The sequence below is a fragment of the Fluviicola sp. genome (genome assembly GCF_030151805.1).
Lineage (GTDB): Bacteria > Bacteroidota > Bacteroidia > Flavobacteriales_D > Crocinitomicaceae > Fluviicola.
Window position 1 is genome coordinate 1 of record NZ_JASLCN010000431.1, and the last position, 14,992, is coordinate 14,992.

Annotated in this window: 10 protein-coding genes and 1 pseudogene; 5 read left to right on the forward strand and 6 right to left on the reverse strand. The window is 43.2% G+C overall.

Going from position 1 to position 14,992, the window contains the following annotated elements:
- Window positions 1-171: 171 nt before the first annotated feature.
- Window positions 172-2,226, reverse strand: a complete 2,055-nt coding sequence (locus tag Q1V93_RS16395; protein WP_300666143.1) for a DUF4331 family protein — start codon at window positions 2,224-2,226, stop codon at window positions 172-174.
- Between the two features lie 29 nt (window positions 2,227-2,255).
- Complete coding sequence (locus tag Q1V93_RS16400; protein WP_300666145.1) at window positions 2,256-3,971, reverse strand: DUF4331 domain-containing protein; 1,716 nt, start codon at window positions 3,969-3,971, stop codon at window positions 2,256-2,258.
- A gap of 333 nt (window positions 3,972-4,304) precedes the next feature.
- Here Q1V93_RS16400 and Q1V93_RS16405 point away from each other — a divergent pair, with 333 nt between their 5' ends.
- From Q1V93_RS16405 to Q1V93_RS16420, 4 genes are all read left to right on the forward strand, one after another.
- Window positions 4,305-4,823: a MarR family transcriptional regulator gene (locus Q1V93_RS16405; RefSeq protein ID WP_300666146.1), complete on the forward strand. Its 519-nt coding sequence runs from the start codon at window positions 4,305-4,307 to the stop codon at window positions 4,821-4,823.
- Window position 4,824: 1 nt separating this feature from the next.
- Window positions 4,825-6,174 carry a TolC family protein gene (locus Q1V93_RS16410; protein WP_300666149.1) on the forward strand — a complete coding sequence of 450 codons (1,350 nt, stop codon included), beginning with the start codon at window positions 4,825-4,827 and terminating at the stop codon, window positions 6,172-6,174.
- Window positions 6,175-6,183: 9 nt separating this feature from the next.
- Complete coding sequence (locus Q1V93_RS16415; RefSeq protein WP_300666150.1) at window positions 6,184-7,278, forward strand: efflux RND transporter periplasmic adaptor subunit; 1,095 nt, start codon at window positions 6,184-6,186, stop codon at window positions 7,276-7,278.
- A gap of 105 nt (window positions 7,279-7,383) precedes the next feature.
- Complete coding sequence (locus Q1V93_RS16420; RefSeq protein ID WP_300666151.1) at window positions 7,384-10,536, forward strand: efflux RND transporter permease subunit; 3,153 nt, start codon at window positions 7,384-7,386, stop codon at window positions 10,534-10,536.
- Between the two features lie 196 nt (window positions 10,537-10,732).
- Here Q1V93_RS16420 and Q1V93_RS16425 read toward each other — a convergent pair whose 3' ends face one another.
- Window positions 10,733-11,008, reverse strand: coding sequence for a hypothetical protein (locus Q1V93_RS16425; RefSeq protein ID WP_300666153.1), 276 nt, complete (start codon window positions 11,006-11,008; stop codon window positions 10,733-10,735).
- Between the two features lie 25 nt (window positions 11,009-11,033).
- Here Q1V93_RS16425 and Q1V93_RS16430 point away from each other — a divergent pair, with 25 nt between their 5' ends.
- Entirely contained in the window at window positions 11,034-11,456 is a 423-nt protein-coding gene (locus tag Q1V93_RS16430; protein WP_300666154.1) for a hypothetical protein, read from the forward strand.
- 86 nt (window positions 11,457-11,542) lie between these two features.
- Here the strand turns inward: Q1V93_RS16430 and Q1V93_RS16435 are convergent, their stop codons facing one another.
- The 3 genes and pseudogenes from Q1V93_RS16435 to Q1V93_RS16445 form a co-directional block, all read right to left on the reverse strand.
- Window positions 11,543-13,045, reverse strand: a complete 1,503-nt coding sequence (locus Q1V93_RS16435) for a glycosyltransferase family 39 protein (RefSeq protein ID WP_300666156.1) — start codon at window positions 13,043-13,045, stop codon at window positions 11,543-11,545.
- A 173-nt stretch (window positions 13,046-13,218) separates the two neighbouring features.
- Window positions 13,219-14,532, reverse strand: a complete 1,314-nt coding sequence (gene ahcY / locus Q1V93_RS16440) for an adenosylhomocysteinase (protein ID WP_300666157.1) — start codon at window positions 14,530-14,532, stop codon at window positions 13,219-13,221.
- A 160-nt stretch (window positions 14,533-14,692) separates the two neighbouring features.
- Window positions 14,693-14,992, reverse strand: a pseudogene (locus Q1V93_RS16445) (hypothetical protein); the annotation flags it as partial.

Sequence of the window (14,992 nt, forward strand, 5' to 3'; positions counted from 1 at the left end):
ATGCTATATCTATGCTATATCTATGCTATATCTATGCTATATCTATGCTATATCTATGCTATATTCATCTTTTATTTATAAGAAGCTGAAGGTTACTTCTTAATAGCAGACGCTTTGAAACAAAACAGGGGCGAAAAATTTTTCGCCCCTGACGTTTTCGTTTAAATTAACTTATGATTTGATCACTTTCACCAGCTTACTGGCTTTTCCTTTTGGTCCTTTGATATTGATCCGTGCATAATAAATCCCACCGGACAACTGTCCAGTCGTATATTCCTGCATGTATTTACCGGAACTTTGTTTCACACTTGGTAAAACCGTTCCAACCAACTGACCGGATGATGTATACAAGATAATTTCAACCTGCGCATCCGAATTCAATGTGTATTCAAAATTCACCGAATTTGTAAACGGATTCGGGTAAGCTTTGATTTTGTACTGATCCGTGTCGAGTTTGTTTTCTGTAAGTCCAACCGTTGTTGACGGAGGAAGTATTACCGGCTGCGTATAATTGTACGCTTTACCCAAACAATTGTCCGTACCGCGATGAGGAGCGGCAACATATGGGAATGAACCCGAAAAAGCAACATCATTCGCTTCCACTCCTGTCGAATACGTCAAAACACCCAACAGATCCGGCGTAACCGGGTTTGGTCCGCCAGCCGTATAATCGTCATACCACAGTCCAATCGCTGCCAAAACCACTCCGCCAACTGCCTGTAACTCGATTCGTGTCACATCATCCTCCAAACGACGACCGTTCGGGAATCCATCCATATTCGGGATAAATTCAAGGTTGGCTGTTGTATTGTAAGGAGCTTGAGTCAATCCAAGCACTGCCGCCTGAACCAACCCTAAAGAACTGAAATCAGGCGAATTACGTGGAGTAGCCGGTACAGCCATATTCAAACGCAGCATATCGCCGAATGTCGGCAGGAAGTTATTAATGAACGGTTTTCCTGTCGCCAATGGATTTCCGTTTTTCCCTGTTGCCAATTGATAAGGCGCCAGATTCGGAACTCCCGTGTGAAAAATCGGCAATAAATCTACCGAACGCGGTTTTCCCTGACGAAGCAAATAGTTTCCGAAAAGGTTGGTATCTATTGCGGTACCTGCTCCCGCATTTGTAGCACGCAAAGGCCACAAACCATCGTGTGTATTTCCGAAATCGAAAGACTGCAATGTATTGCGCTGAATTCTCAAGGGTGCGAAAGCCGGAACTGCTCCACCAAACAAATCATCATCCATGTACAATCCCAATTCAGGATTACAGAAGTTATCTTCCATCACCGGATTTTCATTGTATGGAGTTCGTGAATTCCACTCATCTTTTTGTCCAAGCGGAATCACTGCTTCATTGGTCAAAGGCATTCCCAAACGAGAAACCTGGATCCAGTTTCCGGATTCTGCAAATGCTCCGGTTGAGGGATTCAAAGTACGCGTTTCCTGGCGGCTTGCCGATGCCCAAACACCGATCACGTAATTTCCGTCCAAAATATTCGTCGCTGCACTTACCGGCTGCCCATTTTTCTGCAAAACAGAAACCGGAACCTGGATGGCAATCGTACTGACGTTCAAACATTGTAATCCGTCCTGAGGTGTTCCACCGTTTTGACGCGGTGCATCTCCCAGATCAAAAATACCGCCCAAATCTACAAAGAACGGATCATCGACGGGTCCGCAGAACACTTTTTCATTCATCGCCGTGGTTTCGATTGCGTCGTTCATCAGGTTTTGATAGGAATCTCCCAAACCAACCACATTGTTTTCGATGGAACGCGGACCGATATTCGGCGGAGGTACTACTCCTCCGTTAATCACCGTTGTAAACGGACCACCGTTGATACTGCGCTCCATCAGATACGTTGTTTTGTGATTTTCAGCTCCCAGACGAATGTCAAAGAAGGTTGTCGGATCTTCATTTGTTTGAGAGAACGTGAACCGGTAGGTGATATCATCACCGGCAGTTCCATCATTTTCAATGTGGATCTCATACCGGATATTTTCACCGAAACTGTAGTAATTCGGTCCTCCGTACGGAACTTGTAAGGGAACATAATTCGCAATAATGGTGATCGAATTCGGATCATTCGGGCTTTTGAAAGCGTATAAATCCGTATTATCTGCAAGCGGATCGTTTGCAATTAGCGGGGCTTCTCTGTGACTCGAAGCGAAGACCGTTCCGAACGGAAGCACCACAAACAAATATTTAATTAAATTTTTCATCTTTTAAAATTTTAGTGTGAAACTCCGGTTTAGTCTTTCCCTACCCAAGGTGAAGCCACATATGGGAATGACGTTTTAAATGCCGCATCATTGTGTTCTACTCCTGTTGAATAACTCAAGACGTTTACAAGGAGATTTGTTACCGGTGACTGTGTTGTTGACGAAGCATCGTAATCATCGTACCACAAACCAACTGCTGCCAAAACAACTCCGCTCACTGCCTGCAATTCAATGCGTGTTACATCATCTTCCAAACGGCGTCCGTTCGGGAATCCATCCATATTCGGAATAAACTGAATAGTCGTTGTGCCGTTGTAAGCCGGATCGGTCAATCCCAAAACTGCTGCCTGAACCAATCCCAATGAACTGAATGCAGCACTTGATCTTGGAGTAGCCGGAACGGCCATATTCAAACGTAGCATATCACCTCCACTCGGCAAGAAGTTGCTGATGAACGGTTTTCCGGCCGCTAACGGGTTTCCATTTTTCCCGGTAGCTAATTGATATGGTCTCATATTTGGTACTCCTGTGTGGAAGATCGGCCATAAATCAACGGAGCGTGGCTTTCCTGCCGCAGGCAATAACAAGGTCCCAAAAACAGCATCGTCCAACGCCGTTCCGGCAACTGCTGCCGAACCTTTCAAAGGCCACAAACCATCTTTCCCGTTTCCAAAATCGAATCCCTGAAGGGAATTGCGTTGAATGCGCAGGCCTGCAAAAGCGGGAACCGCACCACCGAACAAACTGTCGTCCATGTACAACGCCAATTCAGGATTGTAGAAGTATTCATCCAATGTTGTTTCCGCCAGTTCCTGATACGGAGTCAATGAATTCCAGAAATCTTTTTTTCCAACCGGAATAACCGCTTCATTGGTCAAAGGCATTCCCAAACGGGAAACCTGCACCCAGTTTCCTGCGTAACCTTGTCCGCCGGCAGTCAATGTACGGGTAGTTTGGCGACTTGCCGAAGCCCATACTCCGATCACAAAATTCGGATCCAGGATGTTTGCTGCAGAAGAAACTCCCAAACCGTCTTTTTGCAGAACAGCTACCGGAATTTTAATCGCGATTGAATGTGTATTGAATTTTGCCAGACCGTCTCTAACGACACCGCCGTTATTCTGACGCGGAGCATCACCCAAATCAAAAATTCCTCCCAGGTCCACAAAGAACGGATCGTCCGAAGGACCACAAAATACCTGGCCGCCTTCCGGAGTTGCATAAATGGAGCTTGCAATCAAATCTTCATAGGATGCTTCGTTTAAACCTACCGGACCATTAATGGATCGATCTCCGATATTTGGCGGCGGAACCGCTAATCCGGTCATGAAAGTGGTGAACGTTGCTCCGCCATCTGTACTTTTCTCGATCTTGTAGGTCGTTTTCAGGTTTTCCTGGCCTAAGCGAATGTTGAAAAACGTAGTAGGATCTTCGTTCATTTTAGTGAACGTGAAACGATACGTGATGTCGTCTCCCGGTGTTGAAGCATCATTGTCTACATGGATTTCATACCGAATGTTTTCTCCGAAACTGTAGTAGTTCGGTCCGCCATTTCGAAATTCCGTCGGAATGTAATTGGCAATGATTGTAATCGAATTCGGATCATCGGGGCTTTTGAATGCATACACATCGGTGTTGTCTGCCAATGGGTCGTTTGCAATCAAAGGTGCTTCTCTGTGACTCGAACCGTAGCTTAGCGAAGCCATGCTTCCAGCTAAGATAAACGAGAATAAGATTTTTTTCATCCTTTTCATAATTAATTAGTAAATAGTCTATTGCCTCTTCAATGGAACGTGAGACAACCTACATACGCACGAACTAAAAATTTAGATTTTTTAACGGTTGATTTATTTTCTGAATCGTGACGACAAGCAGATTACCAGCAGAAAAAGTTTAGAAGCCCCCCGATTCAATCCACATACCGATCTTATTCTACCGCTCACCGATTTCCTGTTTCCAAACCGGAATTGTCAAACTAATTTTGATTCGCAAATAAGTGTTAAAAACTTGAGTTCTTTTGGTTCGGTATTTTCAGAACTAAAAAAACCAGTTACCTTTGCAGACGAAAAATCCTGTGAATGAAACAACAGGATCTAAAGAAAAGAAACATGACAAACATTCAATTGACCCAGGAGCAAAGAGAACTCATCGAACGAATGGGGGTTTTCTACGAGCAACATGGAATTCCTCCGATGGAAGGTCGCATTATGTCTCTTCTGATCGTCTGTGATGAGCCGGAACTAACTTTCTATCAGATTCGCGAACTGTTGGGAATTAGTAAAAGCACTACGAGTTCGGCGTTGAATACCTTGTTACTTACTCAACGTGTGATTTACCGAACAAAACCGGGAGACCGGAAACGCTATTTCGCAAGTAATATTCTGCAATGGCAGGAAAGCTTCACGGATAATTTTCAGAAATTTTTCGATGTCATCAAGATTATGAAAGAAGCTTTAAACCAACGGACACCGGAAACGCCGGAATTCAATCAAAAAATGGCCGAATTTATTGAGTTCACCGAATACCTGAGTATTGAATTTCCAAGACTTTACCAGGAATGGTGTAACCGCAACACACACAATAACAAAAACAACTAGTATGAAGGAGAGAACACAAAATTATCGTCCGAGCTTACTGATGCTCCTCGCCCTTTTGGCCGGAAGCATGAGTTTTGCCAGGGCGCAACAAAGCCCCATGACTTTGCAGCAGTGCGTGCAATATGGTCTGACAAAAAATGCGGGGGTGCTGAAATCAAAACTGGAAATGGATCTCACGGACGAGAAGCGCAATGAAACGCGCTCGGGCTACTTGCCGCAGGTAAACGGTTCTATTTCCGTGCAGGATAACCTCAAACTGCAAACGTCAATCCTTCCAGGAGAGCTTATCGGACAACCCGGAACACAAGTTCCTGTTCAATTCGGTACGAAATACAACACCAGTGCCGGAATAGATGCGAAGCAGGTGATCTATGACCAATCATTGATCTACGGTATGAAACTGACGGAGAAAAGCTCCAAAGTTTCGGAAATCAACGCACGAAAAACAGAAGAGCAATTAATCTACGATATTGCAAGTGCTTATTATTCAGCGCAGGTTTCGTTCACTCAAAAGGAACTGGTCGAATCAAACTTAACACAAGTGGATTCATTGCTGAAGATCACGCAAATTCAGTTTGACAACGATGCTGCGAAACAATTGGATCTGGACAAATTAACCGTCAATCTGACCAATCTTCAAACGGAACTGGCAACCAGCACTTCCAATTATGAAAAGCAATTAATCTTGCTGAAATATTACATGGGAATGCCGCTGGATGCTGTAATCGAAGTACCGGCTATTGATATGAAACAGCAATCTGCAACAATGATCAATACCGAAACACTGAACAATACGGATCTGGAATTGCTTCAGGCACAACGAGGTGTTTATTCGGTGACTTTACAACAAATCAGATCCGGTTATCTGCCTTCGCTTTCATTGAGTTTTCACTCCTCAGTGCAGAATCAGCAGAATACGCTGCGTATGTTTGAGAAAGGTGCCAGATGGTTTCCCAATACGTACCTGGGAGTGAATTTGAACATTCCGATTTTCGACGGTCTTTCAAAGAATTCACGTGTGAAGCAGACTAAAATTCAAATCGAGCAATCGGAACTGGAAGAACAGTACCTGGCTGAAAATCTGAAAATGCAGCGCACCAATGCAAACAATACGTTAAAAACAAACCAGGCGGCGCTGGCAAGTCAGCAACGCAATATTGAACTTGCACAAAAGGTGTATGCCATTACGCAAGCACAATTTGTAGGAGGAATCGCAACCATGACTGACATTGTCAATGCGGAAACTTCTTTAAGAGATGCACAAACCAATTACTTACGTGCATTAATCCAGGTAAAACAGGGTGAACTTGACCTCATTAAAGCAACCGGAAATATTCGATCATTAAACTAAGAACAACTCATGGAAAATCAAGAACAAATAAAAAAGAAAGGCGCATTCAGACGAATCATTTTACCGATTTTGATTGGGATCGTCCTGCTCTTTGTTGTCATCAGTAAATTAGGAAGCAACAAAGAAAAAATGAACGCAAACGCATCCATTACAGATCAGAAAATGACCATTTTCCCTGTGACGATTGCAAAACCGACCATGGAAACGGTTTCACAAGATTTCGAATTGAACGGAAATTTCATTCCCGATCATCAGTTAAGTTTTGTATCTGAAACTTCCGGTCGTGTGAGAACTTTGAGCATTGAAAACGGAGATCACGTAAGAGAAGGACAAGTCATTGCGACCCTGGATAATGATCAGATCCGCATTGACCTGGCTTTAGCAAAAACAACACTGGACAAAGCAAAATCAGACCTTGAAAAATACGAGCGCATGGTTGTAAGCGGGGCTGTAAACAAGCAGCAGGTTGAAGAAATGCGCATGACGATGAGTACTGCCGATGCAAAAGTGAAAACATTGCAACATAGTTTGAAACTGACAACCATTGTTTCTCCTATTTCCGGAGTGGTATCGAATGTCGCGATTGAAAAAGGAAGCTATTTGGCAGCCGGGACAGCAATTGCAGACATTGTTGATATCAAATCATTGAAAATGAGTGTGAAACTACTGGATGTACAAGTGGTTCGCGTGCAGGTTGGCCAATCGGTGAATATCGTTCCGGATTTATACGCACAGTCTGTGATTCCCGGAAAAGTCGTTTCTGTTTCGCCACAAGCAGACGGATCGAAGAAATTTGATACTGAAATCCGTTTTACAAACCCTTCGAAAACACCGCTTAAATCCGGAATGACAGGAAAAGTGAAGTTTACATTTGGTGGAACCAAAGAAGCATTAACGATTCCGATCAAATGTTTGGTTGGTAGTATCAAAGATCCAAAAGTATTTGTTGTTCAGGGCGGAAAAGCCAAACTGATAAAAATCGAAATTGGTGCAGTAGACGATGATAAACTGGAGATCGTATCCGGTTTAACACCCGGAATGCAGGTGGTGAAAACAGGACAGTTGAATATTGACAACGGTTCACAAGTTAAGATCATCAAATAAGGCAATAGTAACTCAGGCAACAGGCAATAGCTCACAGTGAAGGGAAATGCAGCGTTTGCATCAATTCACTCATGAGTATTCCCTATTCCCGCAAAAATATAAAATATGTCTATTACAGAATTAGCCATAAAAAGACCCTCGTTAATCGTGGTGATCTTTTCAGTGCTTGGTTTTCTCGGAATCCTCAGTTATTCCAAGTTAAACTACGAACTGATGCCGAAGTTCTCTATTCCCGTAGTAACCATTACTACGCAATATCCGGGGGCTTCTCCTTCGGAAGTTGAGAACTCGGTGACCAAAAAAATTGAAGACGCGCTTTCAGGAGTTGAAAGCCTCGACGATATTCAATCTACTTCCATGGAAGGTGTTTCTTCCGTTGTGTTGATGTTGAAGAATGACGCAGATCCTGATAAAGCATTGCAGGAGGCTCAACGGAAAATCAACGCAATTTTATCTACTTTACCGGAAGAAATTCTTTCGCCTTCACTGGGAAAATTCTCTTTCGATGAAGCTCCGATCATGAGTGTCGGTGTGACAGCTAACATGCCTCCGACGGAACTTTACTCGCTGGTGAAGGATGAAATTTCTCCTTCCCTTGCCAAAATGGAGGGAATGGCGCAAATCACTATGGTAGGTGGTGAAGAACGCGAAATCAAAGTTCAGGTGAACCGCGAAGCGTGTGAGAACTATGGAATTTCGATTCTCCAGGTTACAAATGCCATTCGCAACGCCAACCTGGAATTGCCAACCGGTAAAGTAAAAGGTGACGATAGCCAGGCATTGGTTCGTTTGCGCGGAAAATACAAAGATTTGAAGGAGCTAAACGACCTGATTATTTTAACGGATCCGAAAACAGGATCTCCGGTGCGCCTGAACGAAGTGGCAACAGTTACGGACGCTTCCAAGGAGATTAAAACGTACAACCGGATCAACGGAACAAACTCTCTTGGTTTGCAGATCATGAAGCAAACAGATGCAAACGCTGTAAAAATCAGTAAGAATGTAAAAATAGAATTTGAAAAGCTGGAAAAGCAATATGCGAAACAGGGATTGAAATTTGAAATCTCTTCCGATTCTTCCGACTTTACACTTGCAGCAGCCGATGCGGTGGTTATGGATCTTGGACTGGCAATCTTCATCGTAGCATTGGTGATGTTGTTATTCCTGCACAGTGTGCGGAATGCGTTTATCATCATGATTTCCATTCCGGCGTCATTGATCTCGGTTTTCATTGCCATGTATTTGCTTGGATTCACTATGAACCTCATGACTTTGCTGGCAATCTCACTCGTAGTCGGGATTTTGGTCGATGACTCGATTGTGGTTCTTGAGAACATTTATCGTCACCTTGAAATGGGGAAAGAACGCAAAAAAGCGGCCCTGGAAGGACGAAATGAAATCGGATTTACGGCAATGGGGATTACCCTGGTTGACGTCGTGGTATTCCTTCCGCTAACCATGGTTGGTGGTTTGATCTCGAACTTACTTTCCCAGTTCTCTTTGGTGATTGTTATTTCGACTCTGATGTCTTTATTCGTATCCTTTACGCTGACTCCTCTTTTGGCTTCCCGTTTTGCGAAAGAAACCAAACTGACCAATAAAACGTTCGGTGGACGAATCGTGATGACGTTCGAGCGCATTTTGAAAAAAATCACCACCGCTTACGGTCACATGCTGACTGTCGCGTTGCGCAGAAAACGTTACATCATTACAGCGGCTGCGGTTGGAATTATTGCTATTCCGGTCATGCTCGGGCCATACATCGGTGGAGAATTCGTGAGTCAGGGTGACCGGGGAGAATTCGTCATCTCGCTGGAATTACCGCAAGATGCTACAATTCAACAAACCAACGCCACGGTTCAACGCGTGGAAGACTATTTGTTTAAAGATCCGCAGGTAATCAACGTATTTACAAGCGTTGGTACGGCAAGCGGAAACATGGGATCATCCAGCAATGCCAATAACAAAGCACAGTTGACCGTGAAGATCATCGACAAAGAGAAACGCGATCAATCTGCAGCGATCATTGCCCAGTTGATGAAACAGGATTTGGAACACATGCTTCCGGATGTAAAAGTGAACTCTGCGGCGGTTGGTATCATGGGTGGAGCAGATGATGCACCTATCCAGATTGCAGTGACCGGAAACGACATGGACTCCAATTACGTGGCTGCTTCCAAAGTGATGGAAAAACTAAAATCCATCAAAGGAACGGCCGAAGTGAAGGTATCGGTTGAAACCGGAAACCCGGAGATCACCGTGAATATTGACCGCGACAAAATGGCTGAATTGGGATTAACCATGAATACCGTTGGTTCTACCCTGCAAATGTCATTCAACGGAGATGACAATTCCAAATACACGGAAGGTGGAAAGGATTACGATATTCTTGTAAATTATGATGATTTCGACCGAAAAAGCACACAGGATGTGAAAGACGTTTACTTCATCAACGACAAAGGAGAACAAATCAAATTGAGTCAGTTTGCCAAAATCGGTAAAGCAAGCGGGCCTTCCAAACTGGAACGCAAAAACCGGATTCCTTCCATTACGGTTACTTCACAAGTATTGGGAACATCCAGCCAGCAGGTAACGGATGAGTTTGCGAAAATGATGGAGAAAGATCCGCTTCCAAGCAACACGGTTTACAGTTTTGAAGGAGATGCAAAAAACATGGCGGAAGCATTCGGAAACCTGCTTTTGGCGATCCTGGCTTCGATCCTGTTCGTTTACCTGATCATGGTTGCCTTGTATGATTCTTATGTTTATCCGTTCGTAGTCTTGTTCTCTATTCCGTTAGCGATTATCGGAGCCTTGCTTGCACTGGCGCTGGCAATGGAACCAATCAGTATCTTCTCGATGCTTGGTATGATCATGCTGATCGGATTGGTAGCGAAGAACGCGATTTTGATCGTCGATTTTGCAAATCAGAAGAAAGCCGACGGACACAACACTGTGGAAGCATTGATCATTGCGGGTCAGGCGCGTTTACGTCCGATCCTGATGACGACACTTGCGATGGTTTTCGGGATGATGCCGATTGCCTTTGCTCATGGAGCAGGTGCTGAATGGAAAGCAGGATTAGCCTGGGTATTGATCGGAGGTTTGACCAGTTCGATGTTACTGACGCTGATCATTGTTCCATGCGTTTACTTAATATTCGATATTTTCAAACGTGAAATTTCAAATAAAAAGGCAAAAGCCTTGCTGAAAGAAGTTGATGTGGTTGCACTAGGGCACGAGTACGATCACAATTAACAAACCAATAACCAACGAGAATGCCCCGACGATGAATGTCGGGGCATTTTTATTTAAGGTTCTATGCGAGCATGTTAGTGACTTTTCCACAAATCCCGAAAAGTCGGGACAAGTTGCACAAATAGATGTTCGCCTGCTTAGTTGTGATTTTAAAGTTTCAGTAATAAGCACTACCGATAATTATCAGACAAGCTATTTACCAGGATTTAGCATCCCGTTGTGCTTTCCTTTGGCGTTTCTGATTTCTCTTCACACTTTTTCTGGCTTCTTTGGATTGGCGCGCCCAAAATGCCTTTTTGGATTTCTTCGCTTCTTTCTTCGCCACCTTTGCTTCCTGCTTCCGGCGCTTGGCAATCGTTTTCTCTGCTTTCGCTACGGATCCGTCTTGTGCATAGGACGATTCAACCGATCCTCCACCAAAAATAAACAGTCCGCACAATAGAAACAGTTGTAAAATCGTTCTTAACTTCATAATTTTATCATTCCAATAAAGTCAAGTGAAAATACGAATCTTTTTATTGATTTTAATTCTTGCAGGTGTTTCTTGTAAAAAAAACAGAACACATCCTGTTCCGAGTATTGCTTTCGACTTTTCGATTGACATGACGCTTCCCAGTTACCAGGATTTAAACAGTGTTGGTGGTTGGGCTTATGTTGCCGGAGGAATTAAAGGAATCATCGTTTACCGTCAGTCGACTGATGTTTTTGTTGCCTGGGAACGCATGTCTCCGGAAGATCCGGACAACGTTTGCGCAACAGGACTCACTCCGGATTCGACCAATTACCTGCAATTGTATGATCCTTGTTCCAGTGCCCGGTTCTCCATGTATGATGGTTCTCCGATCGCCAATTCCGGCTGGGGATTACGCAAATACCAGGCTTTGTGGAACGGAAGTAATTTATTGCGGATCTATAATTAGAATATCCTTTAGCGATTTTTTTTGTCACTTCGAGCCCCCGAATGTACATACACAGTATGATCGAGAGGAACAGAAAAAAGATTTACTTATTTCTGTTCAACTTCTGTTTTCCAGATCTCAACATAGGAATTCGAGTTTCTCGGGTTGATTCCATGTAAGAATTTATCTACAAATCCAGGTTGAATCTGAGCTTCCAAATGCATTTTCGGGTAAATCAGTTTGAAAGTGTCAATGCGCTGCTCCAACGATTTTTCACCGAAGAAGAAGATATAATCCTGCGGCACTGCAGTATAGAAACTCGCCGGATTGATTGTATCCATGCTCCAACGCTCCGTTACTTTATAATCCCACTTTCCGGAATAGAAATAAGGCATCATTTCGGGATTGGTTTCCCCTGTTGCTTCGATCAGAATATTTTCTCCGCCATGCGCTTTTCCGTGCAATGCGTACATGGTATTCACCCGCGATTTTTTTGACGGCATCACCGTAACGATACAAAACAGGGGAAAGTTCAATATCCAGAACGCCACCCAGGAAACTTTCCAGAATCCGTTCCAGAATTTGCGTTTTCTCAGTTGTTCAATTCCCAGGAATGCGAGTATCAAAACCAGCGGGAAGATCGTCAGGATAAAACGTTCCTGCCTGTTCGGGAAGATCGTATGGAACAATAAGAATACAAAAGTGGGAATAAACAAGATCAGGTATTTCCTAGCTGATTTGAAGTATGCAATCAATGCCAGGATTCCGAGTGGGAATAGCAATAAGCCGAAGAGCACATAAAAATACATAAAGTAGTTATGATTGCTCATGTAACGGGTTCCTTCATTCATGTTGTAAACGACGTATCCCTTGAACTCTGCAAACGGATAGCCCCAGATGAAATAATCGACTACTCCTTGCGTCAATACAAACATAACAAGCGAACCGGCTGTCATCAGGATCAACTTTCTCCATTCCATTTTGATCAGGTAGTAGATTCCAAGTCCGACGGCATAAATCGCAATTTGGTACCGGAATGAGATTGCCACACCAATCAGCAAGCCTGCGAAGAACAAGGCCCATTTTCTATTTTCCTGTAAGCTCAGCCAAACGGCCCACATCAGGAACGGAATACTCACCACTTCTACCAGGTTTCTCACGGATAAAAACGGCATCGCCCACAACAGAGCCAATACCCATCCCACATAACTTGCAGTCTTTTTATTCGAAAGTTTTTCTGTAATGAGGTATCCGAACCGGATTACGAGTAATGAGAACAGTGCATGAATAATCCGGTTGATTAACATCAATAATTTCGGATCTGAAACTCCGACTGCTTTCATGAATGCAAAATAAAGGTAATTCAACCCGACGTAGGTGAAGCTGTGTCCTTCCGGAGCAGCTCCTGCTGGTTTGTTCCATGGAAGCCAATGGTTGTAATCAAATCCATCTGCCCACGAACCTGCCGCTTCGATCACCAAAAAGTGGTCGTCATGCATGGCATAGCCTTCGGAAAAAATTGCGGCAATCAGGCGGACGATCAATCCGACAAATAAAATTGTCTTTAAGGAAGTCCAGTCGAGGACTTTAATTCTTTCAGAAAGTTGCATGAAACAAAATTAGTGAATCTGTCAGATTAAGCAATAGAAGTGAGTCTACTTCTTCAAGTTCAGTGCAAAGCACGTCCAAGGGGATTAATCCCCTTGGAACGCGCGTGCGTATGGGAATGAAACAAAAAAGGAACCTCTGACGAGATTCCTTTTCCTATAAATTTTATTATTTCTTAATATCTGTAAGCATCCGATTTGAACGGACCTTCAACAGTTACTCCGATATAAGCTGCTTGTTCTTGTGTCAATGTTTCCAATTCCACACCGATTTTAGCCAAATGCAAACGAGCTACTTTCTCATCCAAATGCTTTGGTAAAACGTATACATCGTTCTCGTAGTTTTTGTGGTTTTCCCACAACTCCAACTGAGCCAATGTTTGGTTTGTAAATGAATTGGACATAACGAATGACGGGTGACCAGTTGCACAACCCAAGTTCACCAAACGTCCTTCAGCAAGAATGATCACATCGTTTCCTTTTACGTTGTAAATATCAACTTGTGGCTTCACGGTAGATTTTGTAGAACCGTAATTTGCATTCAACCAAGCCATATCGATTTCGTTATCGAAGTGACCGATGATACAAACGATCGCTTTGTCTTTCATGTTTTCAAAATGACGACCAACGATGATGTCTTTGTTTCCTGTTGTAGTAACGATGATATCTGCATTCCCAACAACTGAATCCAATTTTCTTACTTCGTATCCGTCCATTGCAGCTTGCAACGCACAAATCGGGTCGATTTCAGTAACAATTACACGAGCTCCAGCTCCGCTCAAAGAAGCAGCAGAACCTTTACCAACGTCACCGTAACCACAAACGATCGCTACTTTTCCAGCCATCATGACGTCAGTTGCACGACGAATTGAATCTACCAAAGATTCTTTACATCCGTATTTGTTATCGAATTTTGATTTTGTTACTGAATCATTTACGTTGATTGCAGGCATTACCAACGTTCCGTTTTTCTTACGCTCGTGTAAACGGTGAACTCCTGTTGTAGTTTCTTCCGACAATCCACGAATATCAGCTGTCAACTCAGGGAAACGATCAAACACCATGTTTGTCAAATCACCTCCGTCGTCTAAGATCATGTTTAAAGGTTTTCCACCTTCAAATGCAAACAATGTTTGCTCGATACACCAGTCAAATTCCTCTTCATTCATACCTTTCCATGCATAAACAGGAATTCCTGCAGCAGCAATTGCAGCAGCAGCATGATCTTGAGTAGAGAAAATGTTACAAGAAGACCATGTAACTTCTGCTCCTAATTCAACCAACGTTTCAATCAAAACTGCAGTTTGAATCGTCATATGCAAACATCCTGCGATACGTGCACCTTTCAAAGGTTTTTTCGCACCGTATTCTGCGCGCAATGACATTAATCCCGGCATCTCTGCTTCAGCCAAAATGATCTCTTTGCGACCCCATTCTGCAAGCGAAATGTCTTTTACTTTGTAAGCTAATTTTTCTGTTGTATTACTCATAAATGATTTATTGCTCTTATTTTAAGACTGCAAAGATAAGTGATACCTTTGTGATTTAAAAATGAAAATGGATAATTGAGTTCCGATAATTATCGGAATGAAAAGTTTTTAAACATTCCGCAGCAAATGTCTCTTTTCATTTTACCCGCTCCATTTTAAATCATCCTTTAGGGCTTCCGATCAGATACAAAACACCCGCTGGGCCCGATTTTTGTCTCCCGACTTTCCAGTCGAAATGTTCATTTCCTTTTACGCGTGAAATCAACTCGTTCATTTCCGGAACCGTATATGTTCTCAGTGCGGATAAAATACCATCAAGCATTACGAATAAGGGAACCAGCGGAATCAAATAAGTGAATATGATTCTGCCAATTGAAAATGGTTTGATGAATGGTGTCATGAGCAATACATTAACCGGTGAAAAGATCATCGCCAGAACACTTTTTACATCCCGCTCCTG